This is a genomic window from Spinactinospora alkalitolerans (assembly GCF_013408795.1).
Taxonomy (GTDB): domain Bacteria; phylum Actinomycetota; class Actinomycetes; order Streptosporangiales; family Streptosporangiaceae; genus Spinactinospora; species Spinactinospora alkalitolerans.
The window spans coordinates 2,000,543-2,013,048 of sequence record NZ_JACCCC010000001.1; the positions used below are offsets into that span (position 1 = coordinate 2,000,543).

At 72.7% G+C, this 12,506-nt stretch carries 12 protein-coding genes; 7 read left to right on the top strand and 5 right to left on the bottom strand.

Annotated elements, in window-relative coordinates:
- From sufD to HDA32_RS08890, 6 genes are read left to right on the top strand one after another with little or no spacing between them, the layout of a single operon-like run.
- Complete coding sequence (gene sufD, locus HDA32_RS08865; RefSeq protein ID WP_179642732.1) at positions 1-1,173, top strand: Fe-S cluster assembly protein SufD; 1,173 nt, start codon at positions 1-3, stop codon at positions 1,171-1,173.
- Complete coding sequence (locus HDA32_RS08870) at positions 1,166-1,492, top strand: non-heme iron oxygenase ferredoxin subunit (protein WP_179642733.1); 327 nt, start codon at positions 1,166-1,168, stop codon at positions 1,490-1,492. Before sufD ends, HDA32_RS08870 begins: the two co-directional genes overlap by 8 nt.
- Before the next feature lie 13 nt (positions 1,493-1,505).
- A complete protein-coding gene (gene sufC, locus HDA32_RS08875; protein WP_179642734.1) occupies positions 1,506-2,273 on the top strand; it encodes a Fe-S cluster assembly ATPase SufC in 768 nt (255 codons plus the stop codon).
- A complete protein-coding gene (locus HDA32_RS08880; protein ID WP_179642735.1) occupies positions 2,270-3,559 on the top strand; it encodes a cysteine desulfurase in 1,290 nt (429 codons plus the stop codon). The genes sufC and HDA32_RS08880 overlap by 4 nt, the downstream gene beginning before the upstream one ends.
- Positions 3,560-3,588: 29 nt before the next feature.
- The gene (gene sufU / locus HDA32_RS08885) at positions 3,589-4,080 is read left to right on the top strand and encodes a Fe-S cluster assembly sulfur transfer protein SufU (RefSeq protein ID WP_179642736.1); all 492 of its coding nucleotides are present in this window, start codon (positions 3,589-3,591) and stop codon (positions 4,078-4,080) included.
- Positions 4,077-4,436, top strand: coding sequence for a metal-sulfur cluster assembly factor (locus HDA32_RS08890; protein ID WP_179642737.1), 360 nt, complete (start codon positions 4,077-4,079; stop codon positions 4,434-4,436). Before sufU ends, HDA32_RS08890 begins: the two co-directional genes overlap by 4 nt.
- 69 nt (positions 4,437-4,505) lie before the next feature.
- On the opposite strand, the gene HDA32_RS08895 is transcribed toward HDA32_RS08890, so the two are convergent.
- The 3 genes from HDA32_RS08895 to HDA32_RS08905 all read right to left on the bottom strand — a co-directional run bounded on the left by HDA32_RS08895 (position 4,506) and on the right by HDA32_RS08905 (position 8,418).
- Complete coding sequence (locus HDA32_RS08895; RefSeq protein ID WP_218882378.1) at positions 4,506-5,297, bottom strand: GNAT family N-acetyltransferase; 792 nt, start codon at positions 5,295-5,297, stop codon at positions 4,506-4,508.
- A gap of 123 nt (positions 5,298-5,420) precedes the next feature.
- Positions 5,421-7,544 carry a hypothetical protein gene (locus tag HDA32_RS08900; RefSeq protein WP_179642739.1) on the bottom strand — a complete coding sequence of 708 codons (2,124 nt, stop codon included), beginning with the start codon at positions 7,542-7,544 and terminating at the stop codon, positions 5,421-5,423.
- 388 nt (positions 7,545-7,932) lie between these two features.
- A complete protein-coding gene (locus tag HDA32_RS08905) occupies positions 7,933-8,418 on the bottom strand; it encodes an SseB family protein (RefSeq protein WP_179642740.1) in 486 nt (161 codons plus the stop codon).
- 371 nt (positions 8,419-8,789) lie between these two features.
- Here HDA32_RS08905 and HDA32_RS08910 point away from each other — a divergent pair, with 371 nt between their 5' ends.
- A complete protein-coding gene (locus HDA32_RS08910; RefSeq protein WP_312863409.1) occupies positions 8,790-9,569 on the top strand; it encodes an SGNH/GDSL hydrolase family protein in 780 nt (259 codons plus the stop codon).
- Positions 9,570-9,579: 10 nt separating this feature from the next.
- Here the strand turns inward: HDA32_RS08910 and HDA32_RS08915 are convergent, their stop codons facing one another.
- Positions 9,580-10,746 (bottom strand): EAL domain-containing protein, encoded by a 1,167-nt coding sequence (locus tag HDA32_RS08915; RefSeq protein WP_179642742.1) that lies wholly within the window; start codon positions 10,744-10,746, stop codon positions 9,580-9,582.
- 248 nt (positions 10,747-10,994) lie between these two features.
- On the bottom strand, positions 10,995-12,434 hold the full coding sequence (locus HDA32_RS08920; protein ID WP_179642743.1) for an acyl-CoA carboxylase subunit beta: 1,440 nt from the start codon (positions 12,432-12,434) through the stop codon (positions 10,995-10,997).
- Positions 12,435-12,506: the final 72 nt, after the last annotated feature.

Consider the following 12,506-nt stretch of genomic DNA (forward strand, 5'->3'; position numbering starts at 1 on the left):
ATGGCCAGCCCCAACATTGAGACCAAGGCCCACAGCCACGGGGCCGGGGAGATTCCCATCTCCAAGCTCGACGTGCACGGGTCGTTCGATGTGGACGACTTCCCGGTGCCGGGCGGCCGCGAGGAGGAGTGGCGGTTCACCCCGCTGCGCCGCCTGCGCGGGCTGCACGACGGCCGCAACATCGCCGACGGCGTGGTCAAGGTCGAAACCGAGGCCCCGGCCGAGGTCACCGTCGAGACGGTGGACCGCGGCGACGCCCGCCTGGGCACGTCGTTCCTGCCCACCGACCGGGTCAGCGCCCTGGCCTACAGCGCCTTCGCTCAGGCCACGGTCGTCACGGTGCCCAAGGAGACCGAGGCCTCGGCGCCGGTCTTCGTCCGGACCACCGGTGTCGAGCGGGGCGACGCCTACGGCCACGTCCTGGTGCGCGCCGAGCGCCACTCCTCGGCCACCGTCGTCCTGGAGTACGCCGGCAGCTCCGTCTACGCCGACAACGTCGAGTTCGTCGTCGAGGACGGCGCCCGGCTCACCGTGATCAGCCTGCAGGACTGGGAGCGCGACGCCACCCAGGTGTCGCACCACTACACCAAGGTCGGCCGCGACGCCCGCTTCAGGAGCTTCGTGGTCACCCTCGGCGGCGACCTCGTCCGGCTCTCGCCGAAGGTCGGCTACACCGGCCCCGGCGGCGACGCCGAGCTGCACGGCCTGTACTTCACCGGCCCCGGCCAGCACCACGAGCACCGCTCCCTGATCGACCACAACGTCTCCAAGACCCGCAGCCGGGTGGAGTACAAGGGCGCTCTGAGCGGCGACGACGCCCACGCGGTCTGGATCGGTGACGTGATCATCGGCGAGGGCACCGAGGGCACCGACTCCTACGAGCACAACCGCAACCTCGTCCTCACCGACAACACCCGGGTCGACTCCGTGCCGAACCTGGAGATCTTCACCGGCGAGGTCGAGGGCGCCGGGCACGCCAGCGCCAGCGGCCGGCTCGACGACATCCACCTCTTCTACCTCCAGTCGCGCGGCATCCCCGCCGACGAGGCCCGCCGCCTGGTGATCCGCGGCTTCTTCGCCGAGCTCATCAACCGGATCGAGGTCCCGGAGCTGCGCGAGCGGATCATGGACGAGGTCGAGGAGAAGCTGCAGGAGCAGGGGCTCGATGGCTGATTCGTTCGTCAAGGTCTGCGCGCTCGGTGACATCCCCGAAGAGGGGGCGCTCGGCGTCGAGATCGACGACACCCCGGTGGCGCTGGTGCGCAGCGAGGGCGAGGTGTACGCGATCAGCGACATCTGCTCCCACGCCGAGGTGAACCTGTCCGAGGGCGAGGTCGAGGACGGCACGATCGAGTGCTGGCTGCACGGATCGTGCTTCGACCTCGGCTCGGGCAAGCCGATCAACCCGCCGGCGACGCAGCCGGTACCCACCTATGTTGTGAAGATCGACGGCGACGACGTGCTCGTCTCGCTGGACACGAAGAACTCTTAAGGCGAAGAGACTGATGACGAAGTTTGAGATTCGCGGACTGCGCGCCGACGTCCTCATCGGCGCCGAGGAGCGCCAGGAGATCCTCAAGGGCGTCGACCTCACCGTCAACTCCGGTGAGACCCACGCGATCATGGGCCCCAACGGCTCCGGCAAGTCCACCCTGGCCTACGCCGTCGCCGGCCACCCCAAGTACGAGATCACCGAAGGCGAGGTGCTGCTCGACGGCGAGAACGTCCTGGAGATGGGCGTCGACGAGCGTGCCCGCGCCGGCCTGTTCCTCGCCATGCAGTACCCGGTCGAGGTCCCCGGTGTGTCCATGTCCAACTTCCTGCGCAGCGCGGTCACCGCGGTGCGCGGCGAGGCCCCGAAGCTGCGCGCCTTCTCCAAGGAGCTGCAGGGCACCATGGGCAGCCTCTCGATCGACTCCTCCTTCGCCTCCCGCGGCGTCAACGAGGGCTTCTCCGGCGGTGAGAAGAAGCGCCACGAGATCCTGCAGTTGGAGCTGCTCAAGCCGAAGGTGGCCGTCCTCGACGAGACCGACTCCGGCCTCGACGTCGACGCCCTGAAGGTCGTCTCCGAGGGCATCAACCGGGCCCGCGCCACCGGCGAGGTCGGCGTCATGCTGATCACCCACTACACCCGGATCCTGCAGTACGTGCAGCCCGACTTCGTGCACGTCTTCGCCGGCGGCCGCATCGCCGAGTCCGGCGGCGCCGAGCTGGCCGACGTGCTGGAGTCCGAGGGCTACGAGCGGTTCGCGAAGGCGGGCGCTTCCAAGTGACCGACAGCGCGCTCGCCGGGCTGCTCGACGTGGACGAGATCCGGGCCGATTTCCCGATCCTGGCCCGGACCGTCCGCGACGAGCGCCCCCTGGTCTACCTCGACTCCGGGGCGACCTCGCAGAAGCCCCGGCAGGTCCTCGACGCCGAGCGGGGGTTCTACGAACGCCACAACGCCGCGGTGCACCGGGGCGCGCACCAGCTCGCCGAAGAGGCCACCGACGCCTACGAGGGCGCGCGCGCCACGATCGCGTCCTTCATCGGCGCGGCCTCCGACGAGGTGGTCTTCACCAAGAACGCCACCGAGGCGATCAACCTGGTCGCCTATGCCATGAGCAACGCCGCCACCGCGGGCCCCGAGCACGAGCGGTTCCGCGTCGGCCCGGGTGACGAGGTGGTCGTCACCGAGATGGAGCACCACGCCAACCTGGTGCCCTGGCAGCAGCTGTGCCAGCGGACCGGGGCGACGCTGCGCTGGTTCCGGGTGGACCAGGAGGGCCGGCTCGACCTGTCCGACCTCGACGACCTGGTCAACGAGCGCACCAGGATCGTCGCGCTGGCCCACCAGTCCAACGTGCTGGGCACCGTCAACCCGGTCGCCACGATCGCCCGGCGGGCCCGCGAGGTCGGGGCCCTGGTGCTGCTGGACGGCGCGCAGTCGGTGCCGCACATGTCGGTGGACGTGGGCGTGCTCGACGCCGACTTCCTGGTGTTCTCCGGGCACAAGATGCTCGGGCCCAACGGCATCGGCGTGCTGTGGGGGCGTCCGGAGCTGCTCGCGGCCATGCCGCCGTTCATCACCGGCGGGTCCATGATCGGCGTGGTGCACATGGAGTACTCCACCTGGGCCGACCCGCCGCAGCGGTTCGAGGCCGGCGTGCCGATGGCCCCGCAGGCGGTCGGCCTGGCCGCGGCGTGCGACTACCTCGCCGCCGTGGGCATGGACAACGTCGCCGCGCACGAGCACGCGCTCACCGAGTACGCGCTCAAGCACGTCGGCGCCATCGAGGGGGTGCGGATCATCGGTCCGCAGACCCCGGAGGCGCGGGGCGGGGCGCTGTCGTTCGTCGTGGACGACATCCACCCGCACGACGTCGGGCAGGTGCTCGACGACCGCGGCGTGGCGGTGCGCGTGGGCCACCACTGCGCCTGGCCGCTGCACCGGTGCTTCAAGACGGTGGCCACCACACGCGCGTCGTTCTACCTGTACAACTCCCTGGCCGACATCGACGCCCTGGTCGAGGGCATCCGGGCGGCGCAGCGCTTCTTCGGCACCGTCCGAGACTGACGAGGGAAGGGCGAGAAGGGCACGCGCAGATGAAGCTGGACACGATGTACCAGGAGATCATCCTGGACCACTACCGCAACCCCCACAACAAGGGGTTGCGGGACCCGTACAACGCCGAGGCGCACCACATCAACCCCACCTGCGGCGACGAGGTGACGTTGCGGGTGACGCTGACCCCGGGGGATTCCGGCGACGGCGCGGTCCTCAACGGCGGCGCCACGGTCAGCGACATCTCCTACGACAGCATGGGGTGCTCGATCAGCCAGGCCAGCGCCTCGGTGCTGACCGACCTGCTGACCGGCAAGACCGTGGACGAAGGCCTGCGGGTGCTGGAGGAGTTCACCTCGCTCATGCAGTCCAAGGGCCAGGGCGAGCCCGACGAGGACGTCCTGGAGGACGCGGTGGCCTTCGTCGGCGTGTCGCAATACCCTGCCCGTATCAAGTGCGCCCTGCTCGCCTGGATGGCGTGGAAGGACGCGACCGTGCAGTCGCTCGATACCGAGAAGGAGAGCGCCTCATGACCGAGAACCAGACGGCTCCGGCCGCGGCCGAGCCCGCCGGGCAGAGCGGCGAGGCCCTGCTCGAGGAGATCAGCGAGGCGTTGAAGGACGTCATCGACCCCGAGCTCGGGGTCAACGTGGTCGACCTGGGCCTGCTCTACGGCGTCAACGTCGATGACGGGATCATCACCCTGGACATGACGCTGACCAGCGCGGCCTGCCCGCTGACCGACGTCATCGAGGACCAGGCCACCAGCGCCCTGGACGAGTTCGGCCGCGAGGTCAAGATCAACTGGGTCTGGATGCCGCCGTGGGGCCCGGACAAGATCACCGATGACGGCCGCGACCAGCTCCGCATGCTGGGCTTCAACGTCTGACCATCGGACGTTCGAGCACGTGGGGGGCCGCCCGGTACCGGGCGGCCCCCCACTGCGTTTCGCGCTCCCTCAGGGGGCGGCGGCCGGGGCCCGGCCGCCGGAGGAGTCCTCCGGCACGGCCACGGTCATGGAGGTCCGGATGGGCCGGAAGCCGAGGTGGTCGTAGAGCCGGCGCGCCGGGTTGCCGTCGCTGACGACGAGGTGCAGCGCCGCGAGCCCGTCGGCCGCCGCACGCGCCAGTGCACGGCGCAGGAGCAGCGCCCCCAGGCCGGCGTGGGCGGGGCCGGGGCGGCGGAAGAGCTCGCCGACCCAGGGCAGCCCGCCGTTGTCGTTGACCAGGACCCCGGCCACCACCCGATCGCGGGCGTCGACCGCCAGCGCGCTGCACGGCAGCAGCGGGCCCAGCACCCGGCCGGCCAGCAACGGGGCGAGCTTTCCGGTCAGGGCCTCCTCGTCGCCGCAGGAATGGTGGTCGGGATGGCCGGGAGGGAATGCGGCCCGCCACGCGGGGAAGATCTCCTCGGCGCGGCGGTCGCAGGCGGTGATCCGCGTCCCGGGCCCGGGAGCCGATCCGGCCCATCCGGGGTGCGGCGGGTCGGCCACGAGGTCGCGCCGCATCGTGTGCGCGTGGCGCATCAGGCGGCCGCCGCGCTTCACCAGTCCCTCGCCCAGCTCCACGGTGCCGGACACGATCCACCCCGGCAGCAGCTCCAGGACCAGCCCGGCGGGGTCGGTTCCCGCGGTCTCCACCTGGCGCGCCCACGGGCGCCCGTCCCGCTCGTCCTCGATGTAGGCCAGGACCGCCCGGCCCCGGCCGTCGGCCCTGACCCGCCGTCCTCGCGTGCGCTCTTGCTCCGTCAAACCCCGTCCGTCCATGTCCGTGCGCGGCCTTCGCCGCGGCCACGGGAGTATCCGGCATCCGTCCCCACCGGGGCAACCGAATCGGGCGCCCGGCGAGTCCGGCACCCCCGGTGGAGGCCCCCGCTAGTGCGCCGCGTAGAGGGTCGGGCGCAGTTCGTTGACGATGTCGGTGTCGCCGCGCTTGGTGAGCAGGTCCAGCAGGCGGGTCGGGTCGGTCGGGGCGCCGTCGGTGTCCTCGCTGATGCGCCGCGCGATGATCTCCAGCGCCTCCTCGGTGGAGGCCGGGGCGGTGTAGCCGATCAGGTGCAGCGCCTTGCTGGTCGGGCCGTGGTCGGTGAGGTCGGCCGACGGCAGCCGGCGCGCGTCGAGCCGGTCGCCGTTGACGGTGATGAACACGCGGTCGCCCGGCTGGGCCGACAGCCGGCGCAGCAGCGGCCGCAGCGAGTCGAACGCCGGCTGGTCGCGCCAGACCAGGACCAGCAGGTCGGCGCCCGGCGCGGTCAGGCACAGCAACCGCCCCGGCTGCAGCCCCAGGTGGGTGGCGTAGCCGGGCGGGACGGTGACCGGGGCGCCGTTGAGGTGGTCGGCCGTGACGTCGACGCGGTGCCACCAGCGGCCGTCGGGAGCGCGGAAGCAGCGGGCCGACGTCGTGACGTCGAGCCGCGGCTCCTGGCGCGGCTGCGCCACGGCGGGCCGGCGCCGGATCGGCAGGCCGTTGGCCGTGGTCGAGCCGGGCGAGTCCTGCGGCAGCATGGCGTGCCCCGCGGCGAAGGCCGCGGTCTGCTCCGGGGCCTCCATCGCCACCGACTCGTCCACCACCACGTAGCCGTCGCGCACGCTCACCCCCGGCGTGCTCAGCAGCCAGGCGCGCAGCGCCTGCGGACGGATCCCGAGCTTGCCCAGCCGGATGCCGGCCTCGGTGATGCTGGGACCGCCCGTCACGAGCTGCCGGGTCTGCCAGCGCAGCTGGTGGGGTTCGGCGGCGACCAGCCAGCCGTTGTGCAGCCGGCGGTCGGTGAACAGGGTGATGACGACCCGCCACAGCGGCGTCGCCAGGGACGGGACCTCCACGGGGTGGTCGGGGTGCGCGCTGATCAGGTGGTCGATCGTGGTGGCCGCGCCGAGCTGCTCGGAGATGTCGCGCAGGTGCTGGGTGACCGGCGCACCCGCCGGCGACCCCAGCCACTGCAGCAGCTGCTCCTCGACGGTGCGCTGGGCGTTGCGGATCTCGCCGATGTCCACCCTCAGCTGGTCCGACAGCACGCGGATGCTCACCGGGTCGGCGGCGAACAGCCGCTCGGCGGCGACGGCGCGCTCCAGATCGCCCCAGGAACGGAACAACTGGTCCAGCAGGTCGATGAGCGGGTGCTCGCCGAGCCCGGCCGGGGCCTCGGCGGGGGGCGCGTCGTCGTCGGGGGTTTCGGTCCGCAGCGCCTTGGGCGGGCCGAAGGCCGGCCGGCGCAGGGTGCGGTTGGGGCCCAGCAGCGAGTTGCTGCGCGGACGCCGGGTCAGGCTCTCTGCCAGCGACGGGGTGGGCGGGGGGCTCGGCGGCGGGGTGCTGCTCGCGGGCGCCGGCTCCTCGGCGGCCTCCTCGTCGCGCTGCGCGCGCAGGGCGCGCAGCGTGCGGATGGCGCGGGTCGCGGGGCTCTGCTGCGGGCCGTCGTCGACGCTTTCGGCGTCGCCGGCCCCGGTGGCGTTGGTGAGGTAGGCCAGCGCGCTGTGCACGTGCTCGGGCGCCGAGGCGGGCATCCAGTTGGCGATGGTGCGCACGGCCTCGACCATCAGGGCCGGGGAGGGCGAGGGGCCGCCGGCGCAGTCCCTGGTGAACGGGTGCACGGCCCGCCACGTCACCATGCTGACCACTTCGAGGACGCCGCAGTTGTCGGGATGGCCCCAGTCGCGCATCGCCGCGGGCGAGGCCGTGACGAGCTGGTCCCAGCCGCCGGCCGTGGCCAGCACGGAGCCGCGCACCGGCTCGGCGATCTCGTCCATGTCCACCGCCAGCGCCCGCAGCGTCGGCAGGAACTCGTCGAGCGCCAGGTGGTCCCACTGCTCGACGGCCAGCCGGGCCAGGCAGTGGGCCAGCCAGGTCGGCCCGGCGATGTCGAGGACGCGGGGCAGCGGGAGGGAGCGCCACCAGCCGTCGACCAGGCGGGCGTGCCTCAGGACGTCGGCCACGTCGGCGGACTTGCTCCAGCGCAGAGCGGGGGCGAGGTCGATGAGGCAGATCGGTGAGACGGCATTCATCTGCTGGGGACCTCGACCTCCTGGCATACGGCTCGCGGGACGTGCGGGGGGAGCGGCGCGGCTGTTCGGCTGTGCGCTACACACTACGCGTCCTTGAGCGGGCGCGGATGCCGAGCCGGTGCATTGCACGTCGTCGTCCACCGCACGGGGGAGGACGACCGGGGAGCGGATTGCTTGATTCGGCACCGGGGCGCCGACCTTCTGCGCAGATCGTATGCGCGGCCGGAGTTCCTGGGTAGACCCGGGCCGCCTGATCCGGGCGGGCGGCCGCGGAAGTCCGGGACGCGATCCCCTGGCACACGTGATGTTCGACCGTGCCGGATTCGGGCCCATTGTGACCTAAGTCATGCTCCGCGGCGGCCCACCCGCCGGGCCGTTCACCCGGGCGCTACTCCTGGGCCAGGGCCGGCACGCTCTCGGGATAGATCGGCGCGCTCACCGGGTTGCCCGGGTTCAGCGCGAGCCCCACCCCCTGGGGCAGCACGCCGGCGAGGTCGCGGGCGGGCAGCACGGTGAACGGCAGGCCCTCGCTGTGCACGCGGAGCTGCTCCTCGGAGGTGAAGACCGGAATGAACGAGGAGCCCTCCAGCTCCAGCGTCGGCAGCGCGACCGAGCCGTCGTCCTGCATGCCCGACCCCTCCGGCAGGGGCACCCACAGGCTGCCCTCGCGCAGGGTCTCGATGAAGTGCATGACGGGGGCGGTGTCGCCCTCCTCCTCTGGGCCGTCCGCCGCCCCGTCCCGCCTGCTCCGTTCGATGGCCTGGCCGAGAGCCTCCTCGACCGGATTGACGGGGAAGTCCGCGGTGCCCCCGGAGTCCGGGGCGCCGGGGACCTGGTTCTCGGAGGCCGGGTCTCCCGGCGTCGGAGTGCTCATGGCCGTGCGGCTCCTCGTGATCGTCGTACTGCCGCCGCGGTCCCTTCCGCCGCCGTGCGCGCGAGGCGCACGGCGGGACCGGGAAGCGCGCCCCACCGGCGCGACCGGCCCGTGCGCCTCCCGCTGTCCGCAACCGTGTCGGCGAAGGTCGGCGGTATGCTTGTGGGGTCCGCCGTACCCTGCCTCTTCGTTCTGACACATTCACCCCGGTGTTGCGAAGGGCACACGCGACGTCCCCGCGATTCCTCCTGACCGCGGTCCGGTACGTCCACGTGGTCGAGCCGCACGATTGATTGGTTGACGTGACTGACCTGGAGACAGATCCCCCTGACCGCGCGCAGGCGGAGAGCCCGGCGGTCATCCGCTCCTACGTGGCCATCGGGGACAGCCTGACCGAAGGGCTCGACGACCTCGGTCCGGACGGCGGCTACCGAGGGTTCGCCGACCGGCTCGCCGAGCACCTGGGCGCATCGGAGCCCGACTTCCGCTACGCCAACCTCGCGGTGCGGGGCCGACGGATGCGCCACATCTTCGGCGAGCAGCTCGAACAGACGCTGAAGTTCGCCCCCGACCTGGTGACCGTGCACGCCGGGGGCAACGACGTACTGCGGCCCAACACCGACCTCGACCTGCTCGCGCTGGACTACGACCGCGGCATCCGCCTGCTGCGCGAGGCCGGGATCCACGTCGTGATGCTGTCCGGGCACGACACCGGCTGGATCCCCGTGCTGCGCGTCTACCGGGGCCGGATCGCGGTGTTCAGCATGCACCTGCGGGCCATCGCCGAACGCAACGGCTGCGACATCGTGGACCTGTGGTCGCTGGACGCGCTCAACGACCCGCGGGCCTGGAGCGTGGACCGGCTGCACTTCAACGCCGACGGCCACCACATCGTGGCCGCGCGCATCGCCGACCTGCTCGGCCACCCGTTCGGCGGCCGCGAGATCTGGGCGAACCCCTGGCCGGGCCCGCTGGAACGGCTGCCCCGCATCATCCGGCGCCGCGAGAACCTCAAGTGGGCGCGCGAACACCTCGTGCCCTGGCTCAGCCGGCGCGCGATGGGCCGCTCCTCCGGCGACGGCCGCATGCCCAAGCGCCCGGACATGACCGCCCTGCGCGACCGCGGCCCCGGCGACGAGGGCCGCTCCTAGTCGGCCGCACCTAGCCGGACAGGCTCCTGATCAGGTCGCCGACGTGCACGATCCCCATGCACTGGCCGAACTCGTTGACCGCGATCAGGTCGTCGTAGACGCGCTCGCGGTCGGTGCCGGCGGCACGCAGGGCGGCCATCGCCGGCACGCCGCGCGACACCGTGCGCGGCGCATCGGCGAGGCGCTGCGCACGGCGCCTGGCGTGCAGCGCGTGGCCGTAGGGGCCGGTGATGGAGAGCAGGAAGCGGGCGCGGTCGAGCGAGGCCACCGGGCGCTCCCTGTGGTCGAGCAGGATGACGCTGTTGAGCGCGGTGTCGTTGGTGAAGGCGTCCAGCACCTCTTCGGCCGTCGCGTCCTCGGCCATCGTGACGGCCGGAACCGTGAACTCGCTGACCCGCGGCCCCACGTCCATCCCCGGCGCGGTGGAGGTCATGGACGAGTCGGGGACGGCGCGGACGCGGTCGCCGGGGCTCCAGTCGTCACCGGCGAACAGCGGACCGTGGGCCAGCCGCACCCCGGCCTGCCGCAGCCTCGTCAACTGCGGCACCGAACGGACGTCGGCCGCCAGCGGGAACACGCTCGACCCGCGCCCGATCCGGGACAGCCCGTCCACGACCGCGGTCCGCCGCTCGTCGCCGGGCACGCCCGCGGTGAGGTGGGGATCGATCCGGAACAGGAACGGAGTGGCCTCCAGCAGCAGGTCGGGCGGGACCTGAGCGGTGCCCAGCCCGCAGCGGAACCCCATCTCCCGCAGATGGCCCAGCCCGCGCAGCAGCGCCTCGCGCGGCACGTCGCGCAGCTCGGGGCCGACCATCAGGGTCACCTCCCGCGGCCGCCGGCCGGCCCGCCGCAGGTTGTGCTCCAGCAGGGCGAACGGCTCGCGGCCGGCGAGCACGGTGCTCGCCGGGACGGGCAGCACCAGCGGCAGCAGCGGTTCCGCCGACGCCATCCGGCGCGCGAGTCTGGCCAGGCGCTCGGCCTGGACCGCGGGGTCGTCGATCGAGGGGACCGCGCCCGGCACCTCGACCTCCACCGCGAGCACCGCGCCGGAGTCGAGGTCGACGACGGGTCGGAACACCACGGCGTCGGCGGACTCGGCACCGTGGACGTCCTCGGCGGCGAGGGCCGCGCCGGAGCGCGCGCCACTGGCGTGGAAGGAATCTCGGTGAAGGGTCACCCGTCCATCTTCACCTTCAAAACGCCGCGGACGAGGACGCGTCAGTCGAAGTTCAGTGGAACTTCCCGTCCGTGCAGCACGCCGTTAACGGTCACGTTGAGTGACCCATACCCCATTTCGCCCAATGATCCGACGGATCCTCCACGGCGGCGGGCGATTGCGAACGACAGCGGGGCGGACGAGAGCATACTCCCTCGTCCGCCCCGCTGCCAGCGCGCGGCCCGCCTCCGTTGGCGGCCAAGCGGAACCTACAGGGGGATGTTGCCGTGGGCGCCGCGGGCGGGCGGTGCGGTGGAGATGGCCTCGGCCAGCGCGGAGCGGGTCTGCTCGGGTTCGATGACGTCGTCGATGACGCCCAGTTCGCGGGCGCGCTCCAGGCCGCCGGCGATCTTCTCGTGCTCGGCGGCCAGCTCGGCCTCCAGCGCCGGACGCTCCTCCTCGGCCACCGCGGCCAGCTTCTTGCGGTGCAGGATCCGCACCGCCGCCACCGGGCCCATGACCGCGACCTCGGCGGTGGGCCAGGCCAGCACCCGGGTGGCGCCCAGCGCGCGGGAGTTCATGGCGATGTAGGCGCCGCCGTAGGACTTGCGGGTCACCAGCGTCACCCGCGCCACCGTGGCCTCGGCGAAGGCGTGCAGCAGCTTGGCGCCGCGGCGTACCACGCCGTCCCACTCCTGGCCGACCCCGGGCAGGTAGCCGGGCACGTCCACGATCACCACCAGCGGCACGCCGAAGGAGTCGCACATCCGCACGAACCGCGCGGCCTTCTCCGCCGACTTCGACTCCAGGCAGCCGCCCAGCCGCAGCGGGTTGTTGGCGATGACGCCGATCGTGCGCCCGCCCAGCCGGCCCAGCGCCGTGACGATGCTGGGCGCGTACTTGGCCTGAAGCTCGATCGACTCCTCGCCCAGCGGCGCGTCCAGGACGCCGTTGATCAGCGGCTTGACGTCGTAGGCCCGGCGCGGCGACTCCGGCAGCACCTCACCCAGGTCGATGTCGCCGACCGCTTCGGTGCGCATCTGGCCCTGGTGGCCCAGCAGCAGCGCCAGCCGGCGCCCCTGCACCATCGCCGCGGTGTCGTCGGGTGCGGTCACATGCACCACGCCGCTGCGCCGGCCGTGCGCGTCGACACCGCCCAGCTCCTCGGCGCTGATCTGCTCGCCGGTCACGCTGCGCACCACATCGGGGCCGGTGACGAACACCTTGCCGCCCGTCGACATCACCACGATGTCGGTCAGCGCCGGACCGTAGGCCGCGCCGCCGGCCGCCGGGCCCAGCACCACCGAGATCTGGGGGACCACGCCCGAGGCGCGGGTCATGGCCGCGAACACCCGGCCCACCGCGTGCAGGCTCTCCACGCCCTCGGCCAGCCGGGCGCCGCCCGAGTGCCACAGCCCGACCACCGGCGTCCGCTCGCGCACCGCGTGCTCGTAGGCGGCCTCGATCGCCGCGCACCCCGCGGTGCCCATCGCCCCGCCCTGGATGCGCGCGTCGTTGGCGAAGGCCACCGCCGGCATGCCGTTGATCCGTCCCGCACCGGCCAGCGCGGCGCTGTCGTCCTGGGCGGTGATGAGCCGCAGCGACCCCGCGTCGAAGAACGCGGCCAGCCGTACCCGCGGGTCGCGGGGGTCCTCGGCTTCGGTGGTCGGCGCCGCGGCGGCGACCACCCGATTGTCGATCACGGTCACGTCAGCCAACTCCTTCGAGGAAGCGGTCGGGAAGCGGTCGGTGGAAGCGGTCGGGTCGTCGCCCGCCCGCTC

Coding starts and splice junctions, on each gene's coding strand:
- HDA32_RS08900 (WP_179642739.1), bottom strand. CDS start 7,544: ATGAATGCCGTCTCACCGATCTGCCTCATCGACCTCGCCCCCGCTCTG.
- sufU (WP_179642736.1), top strand. CDS start 3,589: ATGAAGCTGGACACGATGTACCAGGAGATCATCCTGGACCACTACCGC.
- HDA32_RS08905 (WP_179642740.1), bottom strand. CDS start 8,418: ATGAGCACTCCGACGCCGGGAGACCCGGCCTCCGAGAACCAGGTCCCC.
- HDA32_RS08870 (WP_179642733.1), top strand. CDS start 1,166: ATGGCTGATTCGTTCGTCAAGGTCTGCGCGCTCGGTGACATCCCCGAA.
- HDA32_RS08890 (WP_179642737.1), top strand. CDS start 4,077: ATGACCGAGAACCAGACGGCTCCGGCCGCGGCCGAGCCCGCCGGGCAG.
- sufC (WP_179642734.1), top strand. CDS start 1,506: ATGACGAAGTTTGAGATTCGCGGACTGCGCGCCGACGTCCTCATCGGC.
- sufD (WP_179642732.1), top strand. CDS start 1: ATGGCCAGCCCCAACATTGAGACCAAGGCCCACAGCCACGGGGCCGGG.